This is a genomic window from Pseudophaeobacter sp., assembly GCF_039971195.1.
Taxonomy (GTDB): domain Bacteria; phylum Pseudomonadota; class Alphaproteobacteria; order Rhodobacterales; family Rhodobacteraceae; genus Pseudophaeobacter.
Genome location: NZ_JBDWPJ010000194.1, coordinates 1 through 9259, shown reverse-complemented (window position 1 = coordinate 9259; position 9259 = coordinate 1). Strand labels below are relative to the sequence as shown.

The following is a 9259-nucleotide window of genomic DNA, read 5'->3' as shown; positions in this document are numbered from 1 at the left end:
AGGCAGAAGGGCTGTTGGAATACTCCGTCTGGAATATGAAAGACGTGGTGATCGACAGCTATTCGATTTCGGCCAGTGAGGATGGCATTCCAGAAGAGACCTGGTCGCTCGCCTATGCTGCAATCGAGCATACGTATAAGTCGACAAACCAGAAGACTGGTAAACTGGAAAGCCCGATTGTCTTCCAGTGGAATGTCCAAAGCGGCAAGTTCGAGTACTGATCTGCCTCGACCCCGGGCGTGGCTTCACGCCCGGGGTTTCTATTTTTGTTTACATGGCGGAGTTTTGCCCATGACCCCTGAAGAGCATCTGCGGGCCGGTGATCCGGAACAGGCTCTTGCGGCCCTGCAGGAACAGGTGCGCGCGGACCCGTCCAGTGCCAAGCTGCGCATTTTTCTGTTCCAGTTGCTCTGCATCTTAGGGGATTGGAAGCGGGCGGTGGCACAGCTGCGCCTCAGTGCTGAGCTGGATCCCGCTGCCATGGTCATGGCGCAGGCCTACCGCGAAGCGATCCTCTGTGAGGTCTACCGCGAGAAGGTGTTCAAGGGCGAAAAGGACCCGCTGATCCTTGGTGAACCCGAGGCCTGGCTGGCGCAGCTGATTGAAGCGCAAAGGCTCTTGGCCCAGAGCTATGTGGCGGAGGCCGCGGCCCTGCGCGATGCCGCCTATGATGCCGCGCCGATGACCGCAGGGGTGATTGATGGCACGCCGTTTGAATGGATTGCGGATGCTGATATGCGTTTGGGACCAGTGCTGGAGGTGATCCTCAACGGGCGCTATTTCTGGCTACCGTTTTCACAAATCCAAAGCCTGGAGATTGATGAGCCCAGTGACCTGCGCGACAGCGTTTGGATGGCTGGCACACTTACCCTTGCCAATGAAGGCGCTTTGGCGGTGCTGATCCCCACCCGCTATCCCGGCAGCGCATCGGCAGACGCAGCGGTGCGATTGGCGCGGGCTACCCAATGGGAGGAGGCAGGCGGCGGCGCTTATACCGGTCTTGGCCAGCGGCTTTTAACTATTGGCGATGAGGACTTTCCACTGATGGATATACGTCAGTTGCAGATTGGGGCCCAGGACGAGACCAATGGCTGACAAGATGCTTGCAGAACGGTTGCAACCCTCGTTGTTGGACCGTCTGACCGACGACAACCCCTCTGACCGCAAGGAAAGCCGCGACAGCCGGGTGATCGATCTGAACCGGCTGCGCGAAATCATTCAACGCGATCTGTCCTGGTTGCTGAACACCCAGAACGCCGGCAATCAGATTGATGCTGATCGTTACCCTGCTGCGGCCGTTTCGGTGCTGAACTTTGGCCTAAGCGAAGTCACCGGCGAATTCAGCACCACGGAAAAGGCTGAAAAAATCCGCCGCGCTATCGAACAGGCGGTCACCAGTTTTGAGCCGCGCATCATTGAGGGCACTGTTGATGTGCAGCTGATTGGTGATGTGGAGGTGGCCGGCATGACCATCGGACTCGATATCCGCGCCGACATGTGGGCCCAACCCCTGCCGCTGGAGCTGTATCTGCGCAGCAAGGTTGATGTGACCACCGGTGAGGTTAAGATGGAAAGGGGGCTCTGACGATGGATACCCGCCTGCTGGGCCATTATGAAAATGAGCTGAATTACCTGCGCGATATGGGCGCGGAGTTTGCGGCTGCCTATCCCAAAATCGCCTCGCGATTGGGGATGGAGGGGGTCGAGGTGCTTGACCCCTATGTTGAACGCTTGCTGGAAGGCGTCGCTTTTTTGTCGGCACGGGTGCAGTTGGAACTGGAGCTGCAATATCCTAATTTCACCTCCAACCTGCTGGAAATCATCTATCCGCATTATCTGGCGCCAACACCGTCGATGATGATCGCAAAGTTCGAACCAGACCCGAGTAATTCGGCCGTGAAAAGCGGCTATCTGATGCCACGCGGGTCAGTGCTTCGCTCGCGTTTGAACGAGGGGGAGCAAACCCCATGTGAATTCCGAACAGCTGCGGATCTCACCCTCTGGCCCGTTGAAATCACTGAAGCCCAGTATATCGATGGGCGTGGTGATCTTGTCGCGGCTGGGGTGGCCGCGGGCTATGAGGCCCGTGCCGGCATTCGCCTGCGCCTGAAGCGTACCGATGGCGAACCCCTACGCGATCTCAATATGGATCGATTGCAGATCTATCTTGGCAATGCGGCGGGCAACAGTTGGCCGCTGCTTGAACTCTTGTGCACCCAGGTGCAGGGCATCGTTGCCCGCTCTACCGATCGGCGCGCTGATTGGCACCTGCCGCTGCCCGAGGGCGGCGTGGTGCAAAAGGGGTTTTCCCGCGAAGAAGCCCTGTTGCCAGTGCCGGCGCGTGTCTTTGATGGTTACCGGTTGCTGCAGGAATTCTTTGCCATGCCGGAACGGTTTCGTTTTGTCGAATTGCAGGGGTTGAGCCCGGCGCTGGAAAAGGCCGAAGGCGCTGAGGTCGACCTCTATATTCCCCTGCGCGAAGGCATGCGCGAGGTCGCACCGGTGGTGATGCCCGAAGTATTCCAGCTCAACACTATTCCGGCGGTGAACCTGTTTGAAAAACGTTGTGACCGGGTACGCCTGACCACGCGGGATACTGAACACCACGTCATTCCCAATCGTACGGCGGGTCTCGATTTTGAGATCTATGCGCTGAGGAAGGTTGTCGGGATCAGTGGCGAAGGTGCGGATGATGTGGATTTTCGGCCGTTTTATTCGGCGGATGATTTCACCGCCGCTGGCGAAACCCACCCGGCCTATTACACCTTGAGGCGCCGTATGCGGGAGCGTTCGGAAAAAGAGCGGCTGCGCGGCGTGCGCTCGTCCTATTTGGGCTCTGAGGTCTATCTGACCTTGGTGGACCGTTCACAGGCGCCCTATGGCCCGGATCTGGAACAACTGGCGGTTCAGGCTCTGTGCACCAATCGCGACTTGCCGTTGCTGCTAGCGACTGGAAATGAAAATGTCTTTCATCTGCCCGAGGGTGGACCGGTGAAGCAGATCACCCTGCCGATCTCCCCAACCCGGCCACATCCTTCCTTGGGGCAGGGCGATACCGCCTGGCGGCTGATTTCACACCTGAGCCTGAACTATGTGTCAATTGCCGACAGTGGTCGTGGCCAGGCCGCCGAGGCCCTGCGCGAGCTTGTTGGGCTTTATGCGCCACTGGGAAACAGGGTCACTGAAAAACAGCTGGAGGGCATTGTCTCGGTCACCAGCCGCCCCATCGTGCGGCGGATGAGCGACGAGGTTCTTTCGACAGCGGTGCGCGGCATGGAGATCTCCATCGGTTTTGATGAGAGCTTTTTTGAAGGCAGCAATATCTACGCGCTGGGGGCGGTCCTGGAACGATTTTTCCACGGCTACGCCAGCATCAACACATTTACCGAAACGGTTCTGAAAACCGAAAAACGAGGGGTTATCGCCAGATGGCGACCACAAAAGGGCCTGGGCCGAACGATCTGAGCCTCTTTGACCGCTTGGTCGAAGCCCCTGAGGAACACCATGTTTTTCAGGCCATGAGGATATTGGAAGCGCATTTTTCCGAACATCCACGCCTGGGTGAAAGCCGTCGGCCCCGTCAGGATCCCCTGCGTCTGGGGCAAGAGGCCGAACTGGCCTTTCCGCCCTCTACCATTGCGGATTTCACCCCAGGATCCAAAGAAGGTCCCGCCCGGCTGACCAATCGTTTCTTTGGCCTCTTTGGGCCGCAGGGGCCGCTGCCACTGCATCTGACCGAATATGCCCGCGACCGCAAACGCAACCATCGAGACCCCACCATGGTGGGTTTTGCCGATATGTTGACCCATCGGATGATGTCCTTGCTGTATCGGGCCTGGACCGAAGGCGCCCCGGCCGTCAGTTTTGATCGTGACGAAGACCCGCTGGCCGACCGGGTGGCCGCGCTCTCGGGCTATCACGGCAAGGGGCTGCAGAACCGGGACGATATGCCGGACCTGTCAAAGCTGCATTTCACCGGCATTCTAGGGCAGGGGACCAAGACCCCGGCGGGGCTGGTGGCGATCCTGTCTGATTTTTTTCGAGTGCCGGTACAGCTGGAAGAATTTGTTGGGTCCTGGCTGCAATTGGAGCCTGATGATCGCTGGCAGATGGGTCGCGGTCAGGGGGGACTGGGCCAGAGCACCAGCATTGGTGAAAAGGTCTGGAGCCGATCCGCCAAATTTCGTCTGCGCATCGGCCCGTTGAGCCTGCAGGATTACGAGCGGCTGTTGCCGGGGGGCGCGGCCCTGGATCGGTTGCGTGCGATCATTCGCAGTTATCTTGGTGATTTTCTGGATTGGGATGTGAATCTGGTTCTGGCCGGCGATGCGGTGCCGCGTGCCAGCCTCGGCGGCACCACCCGGCTTGGCCATACCAGCTGGATCCGCAGCCGTCCTGATCCCGATCAGGACCAGCCGGATGTTGATGACTTGTATTTGTACCCCGGCATTAGCTCGGGGAATTAAGAGTGCCTTTAGGGAGTGAAGTGACATGACCGAGATCAGCCGTGTGGCGCTATTCGGAAAGCTCAACAAATTGGGCTATCAGGCGGTAGAAGGCGCAACTGTCTTCTGCAAGATGCGGGGCAATCCCTATGTCGAACTGGTGCATTGGATGCATCAGTTGCTGGCGCAGCAGGACAGTGATCTGCACCGGATCATCGCGCATTATGATCTCGATACTGGCAAGATCGCCACCGAGATGACCCGGGCGCTGGACATGCTGCCACGTGGGGCCTCGGCGATTTCAGATCTCAGCGATCATCTGATGGATGCAATGGAGCGCGGCTGGGTCTGGGGCTCACTGCTTTATTCTGCCAGCCAGGTGCGCAGCGGCTATCTGCTACTGGGAATGCTCAAAACGCCTGCCTTGCGCAATATCCTTGCCTCGATGTCGCCGGAACTGGTCCGTATTGGTGCTGATGATCTGGCAGATAACTTTGCCGAGGCCACCGATGGCTCGCCCGAGGCCGCGATGTCGGCGCAGGATGGCAGTGCTGTCACCGGCGGCGGCGCTGAACCGGGAGAGGCCTCTGGTGCCATGGCCCCCGGAGCTATGGGCAAAGGCGAAGCGCTGGAGCAATTCTGCACTGATCTGACGGAACAGGCGCGCAATGGCGAAATTGACCCCATCGTGGGACGCGATGAGGAGATCCGCCAGATTGTTGATATTCTGATGCGGCGGCGTCAGAACAACCCGATCCTTACTGGTGAGGCCGGGGTGGGCAAAACTGCTGTAGTCGAAGGCTTTGCGCTCAGGATTGCGCGGGGGGACGTTCCGCCGGCCTTGCAGAATGTGCGGCTCTTGGTACTCGATATCGGCTTGCTCCAGGCTGGGGCTTCGATGAAGGGGGAGTTTGAAAATCGCTTGCGCCAGGTGATTGATGAGGTGCAGGCCAGCGCCGAACCCATCGTGATGTTTGTCGATGAGACCCATACTCTGGTGGGTGCCGGCGGTGCTGCTGGAACCGGCGATGCTGCCAACCTGCTGAAACCGGCCTTGGCGCGCGGTACCCTGCGCACCATCGGTGCCACTACCTGGGCGGAATACAAGAAATACATCGAAAAAGACCCGGCCCTGACCCGGCGTTTTCAGGTGGTCAAAATTGACGAACCCTCGGTACCCAAGGCGATCCTGATGATGCGCGGCATTGCTTCGATGCTGGAGAAACACCACCGGGTGCAGGTTCTGGATGAAGGGATCGAAGCGGCGGTCAGTCTTTCGGCGCGCTATATTCCCGCTCGGCAATTGCCGGATAAATCGGTGAGCCTGCTGGACACCGCCTGCGCCCGCGTTGCTGTTAGCCAGCACGCGGTTCCGGCGGAGGTGGACGATAGCCAGCGCCGGATCGAAGCCTTGACCACCGAGCTGGAGATCATCAGCCGGGATGAGACTGCTGGCTATGAGGTCACCGACCGGCGCGAGGCTGTCACCGAGGCCAAGGCACGCGAAGAAGAGCGGCTGGCCGGGCTCACCACCCGTTGGGAGAGTGAGAAAGCGGTGGTCGAAGAAATCCTCGACCTGCGCGCCAAACTCCGGGAGGGCGCCGCGCCCGTAGACAGTGCCGTAGACACGGGGGAAGACGGTGCCGAGGGCGCATCCGATAGCCCCTTAAGCGAAGAAGACCGCGCCGCGCTGATGCAACAGCTCAAAGACAAAAATGCCGAGTTGGAGGTGCTGCAGGGCGACAGCGCCTTGATCCTGCCCATCGTCGATCATCAGGCGATTGCCAGCGTGGTGGGCGATTGGACCGGTATTCCGGTGGGCCGTATGGTCAAGGATGAGATCGACACTATCCTGCATCTTGAGGAACATCTGGCCAAGCGGGTCATCGGCCAGGATCACGCGATGAAAATGATCGCCAAGCGGATCCAGACCAGCCGCGCGGGCCTGGACAATCCCAACAAACCCATCGGGGTCTTCATGCTGGCCGGTACCTCCGGGGTGGGTAAGACCGAAACCGCCCTGGCCCTGGCCGAGGTGCTTTATGGTGGCGAACAAAATGTCATCACCATCAATATGTCCGAATACCAGGAGGCCCATACCGTCAGCTCGCTAAAAGGCGCGCCTCCCGGCTATGTCGGCTACGGCGAAGGCGGTGTGCTAACAGAAGCAGTACGGCGCAAACCCTATTCGGTAGTGCTGCTAGATGAGGTCGAGAAGGCGCACCCGGATGTGCATGAGATCTTTTTCCAGGTCTTTGACAAAGGCGTGATGGAGGATGGCGAGGGCCGGGTGATTGATTTCAAAAATACCCTGATCCTGCTGACCTCAAATGCCGGTTCCGATATGATTATGGATATGTGCGCCGACCCGGATCTGATGCCGGCACCCGAGGGCATCGCCAAGGCGCTGCGCGATCCCCTGCTCAAGATCTTCCCGGCGGCTTTGCTGGGGCGGTTGGTGACGATCCCCTATTATCCGCTCAGTCCGGATATGATCGGCAAGATCACCAAGCTGCAATTGGACCGCATCAAAAAGCGGGTGGAAGAGGCCCATGATGTGCCCTTCTCCTACTCGGAGGCGGTTATCGATAAAATCGTTGAGCAATGCCAGGAGCTGGAGAGCGGCGGTCGGATGATTGATGCCATCGTCACCAATTCGATGCTGCCTGACATTTCCAACGAGTTCCTGCGCCGCCTGATGGCGGGGGAAGAGGTGGCTTCGGTGAAGATCGACGTAACAGAGGGAGAGTTCTCATACAGTTTTGATGGTTAAGCGCAGCTTTGTCGGCGCCAGTTTCGATCCCTCGGCTATCGGGGGAGTAAATCAGTAATCTAGGGAGGAAGACCAATGGCCAAAGTCGTTTTGATTGAAAATGATATCGCACGGTACCTGCGCGATAAGTGCAAACCCAAAGGGCTGAAATTGGAAAAACCACTGCCCTGCAAGGTGGTGCTGGAGGTGGATTCGGACGCTTACAAGGCGCTTGATGATGATCCTTTGCTACTGGCGAAACTGACGGAGGCGGCCTCAAAAGAATACTATGATCTGGTCAATGGCATGGTGATAAAACTGCGTCAGGTCGATGCCATGTATCAAAAGACAAACAGCAAGGCAGACCGGGCAAAACTGGTGGCCGCCTATGAGGGCTTTGCCAAGAAGCAATTCAAAGAGTTTGCCAAGAACGGCAAAAAGGCCGCTGAACGGGCCTGGGCCGAAGTTGCAATGACCAAGGCGGAATACCGCACCTATAAAATCAAAGCCGGCGTTGATCTGGCCATTGATGGGCTCAATGTGGTGGGCGGTGTTGCCAGCGCTGTTGGAACCGGTGGCTTTGCGCTGATAGTTGGCCTGTATGGCATCATCAAAACGCTGATTGGCATGGCGATGAAGATTTACAAATTGGCAATCGAAGCCGACAAGATGCAAAAGCGGGTGACCAAGAACCTTGTCAAGATCCAAAAGAGTTTTGACAAAAAGAAAAAGGAACTCTCCGGCGCAAAGGACACCGGCAAGGCCTTTGTGAACTCGATCCTGGGAGCGGATTTTCTACCCACTGTCGGTTCGGTTAAATCGGACAATGATCAGTACAAGAGCAAGATCCAGGGCGTGGATGTAGGGGCGCACAAGATCGCCAAAAAGCTCAATGAGGTACTGAAGGAGATGGATAAGATCTCTGCCATGCAGGATGTGAAATCCTCCAAAAAAGTCAGCGCCCTTCTGTCCAAGCTGCAAAAATCCACCGCCAAACTGATCGACAAGATCATTGATATGCAGACCCAGGTGGCCAAAGGCATGGCCTTCCAAAAACAGACTGCTGCAGCGATTGCCGAGCTGGAATCCCTGCAGCCTAAAAAATGGAAATACATCCAAAAGGGCATGGTTGTGACCGATATCGTTCTGGCGGGAGGTGACTTTTCTAATGCAGGCGAGGCGGTCCTGGCCGTGGGTACTGCCATTGTGACTGAGGTCGACAAGGAGTTGCTCGAAAGGGTCTGATTCAACCCAAATCCCGCCTGCCTTTCTGAAATTTTTCTTAGCACAGTAGAAAACGCACATGACCGAAACAGCCTCCATGACCCTTCAGGACCGCGCCCGGATTTTTGTTGAGCGCCCGGTGGTGACCAATTCCATTCTTGGCATCATCATCTTCAACGCGGTGACTTTGGGGCTCAGCACGTCGGATGCGGTGAACGCAAAGGCAGGCGGGTTGCTTGGCGTGATCGACAAGCTGGTGCTGGCGGTCTTTGTGGCGGAACTGACGCTGAAACTTTTTGCCTATCGGCTCAAGTTTTTTTCCTCGGCCTGGAATATCTTTGATCTGGCCGTGGTGAGCGTTGGCATGTTGCCGGACAAACAGGGGCTGTCAGCACTGCGGGGGCTCAGGGTCATTCGGGCGCTCCGATTGCTGTCGGTTATTCCGCAGATGCGGAAGGTGGTGCAGGCCCTGCTCGATGCGCTGCCGGGGATGGGCGCAGTGATCGTGATGATCTCCATCGTGTTCTATGTCTTTGGGGTGATGGCAACGCTGATGTATGGCTCTGCCTTTGATGAGTGGTTTGGCACTCTGGGTCGCTCTCTTTACTCACTCTTCCAGATTATGACCTTGGAAAGCTGGTCAATGGGTATCGTGCGCCCGGTGATGGAGGTCTACCCTATGGCCTGGTCCTTCTTTGTGCCCTTCATCGTGATCACGGCTTTCTCGGTACTGAACCTCTTTATCGGTCTTTTGGTGAATACCATGCAGTCCGCGGTGGAGGCCGAGGCCGAGGCGGAATTCGAACAATTGCGGGACCTGGTGCGCAAGGAAACCGAT

Annotated in this window: 7 protein-coding genes and 1 pseudogene; all 8 read left to right on the top strand. The window is 57.5% G+C overall.

Going from position 1 to position 9259, the window contains the following annotated elements; translation table 11 throughout:
• Nucleotides 1–221: pseudogene (locus tag ABJP42_RS16525) on the top strand (Hcp family type VI secretion system effector); the annotation flags it as partial.
• Between the two features lie 70 nt (nucleotides 222–291).
• Nucleotides 292–1095 (top strand): type VI secretion system accessory protein TagJ, encoded by an 804-nt coding sequence (locus ABJP42_RS16520; protein ID WP_348342293.1) that lies wholly within the window; start codon nucleotides 292–294, stop codon nucleotides 1093–1095.
• Nucleotides 1088–1585 (top strand): type VI secretion system baseplate subunit TssE, encoded by a 498-nt coding sequence (gene tssE / locus ABJP42_RS16515; RefSeq protein ID WP_348342291.1) that lies wholly within the window; start codon nucleotides 1088–1090, stop codon nucleotides 1583–1585. The genes ABJP42_RS16520 and tssE overlap by 8 nt, the downstream gene beginning before the upstream one ends.
• Nucleotides 1586–1587: 2 nt before the next feature.
• Nucleotides 1588–3465 (top strand): type VI secretion system baseplate subunit TssF, encoded by a 1878-nt coding sequence (tssF, locus tag ABJP42_RS16510; RefSeq protein ID WP_348342289.1) that lies wholly within the window; start codon nucleotides 1588–1590, stop codon nucleotides 3463–3465.
• Nucleotides 3429–4466, top strand: a complete 1038-nt coding sequence (gene tssG / locus ABJP42_RS16505) for a type VI secretion system baseplate subunit TssG (RefSeq protein ID WP_348342287.1) — start codon at nucleotides 3429–3431, stop codon at nucleotides 4464–4466. Before tssF ends, tssG begins: the two co-directional genes overlap by 37 nt.
• Nucleotides 4467–4491: 25 nt before the next feature.
• Nucleotides 4492–7218, top strand: a complete 2727-nt coding sequence (gene tssH / locus ABJP42_RS16500; RefSeq protein ID WP_348342285.1) for a type VI secretion system ATPase TssH — start codon at nucleotides 4492–4494, stop codon at nucleotides 7216–7218.
• 75 nt (nucleotides 7219–7293) lie between these two features.
• Nucleotides 7294–8442, top strand: coding sequence for a hypothetical protein (locus ABJP42_RS16495; RefSeq protein ID WP_348342283.1), 1149 nt, complete (start codon nucleotides 7294–7296; stop codon nucleotides 8440–8442).
• A 58-nt stretch (nucleotides 8443–8500) separates the two neighbouring features.
• On the top strand, nucleotides 8501–9259 hold a 759-nt coding region (locus ABJP42_RS16490), incomplete at its 3' end, for an ion transporter (protein WP_348342281.1).

Excerpts from the sequence above, each read along its gene's own strand:
- tssE (WP_348342291.1), top strand. The coding sequence starts at position 1,088 with ATGGCTGACAAGATGCTTGCAGAACGGTTGCAACCCTCGTTGTTGGAC.
- tssG (WP_348342287.1), top strand. The coding sequence starts at position 3,429 with ATGGCGACCACAAAAGGGCCTGGGCCGAACGATCTGAGCCTCTTTGAC.
- tssH (WP_348342285.1), top strand. The coding sequence starts at position 4,492 with ATGACCGAGATCAGCCGTGTGGCGCTATTCGGAAAGCTCAACAAATTG.
- ABJP42_RS16520 (WP_348342293.1), top strand. The coding sequence starts at position 292 with ATGACCCCTGAAGAGCATCTGCGGGCCGGTGATCCGGAACAGGCTCTT.
- tssF (WP_348342289.1), top strand. The coding sequence starts at position 1,588 with ATGGATACCCGCCTGCTGGGCCATTATGAAAATGAGCTGAATTACCTG.
- ABJP42_RS16495 (WP_348342283.1), top strand. The coding sequence starts at position 7,294 with ATGGCCAAAGTCGTTTTGATTGAAAATGATATCGCACGGTACCTGCGC.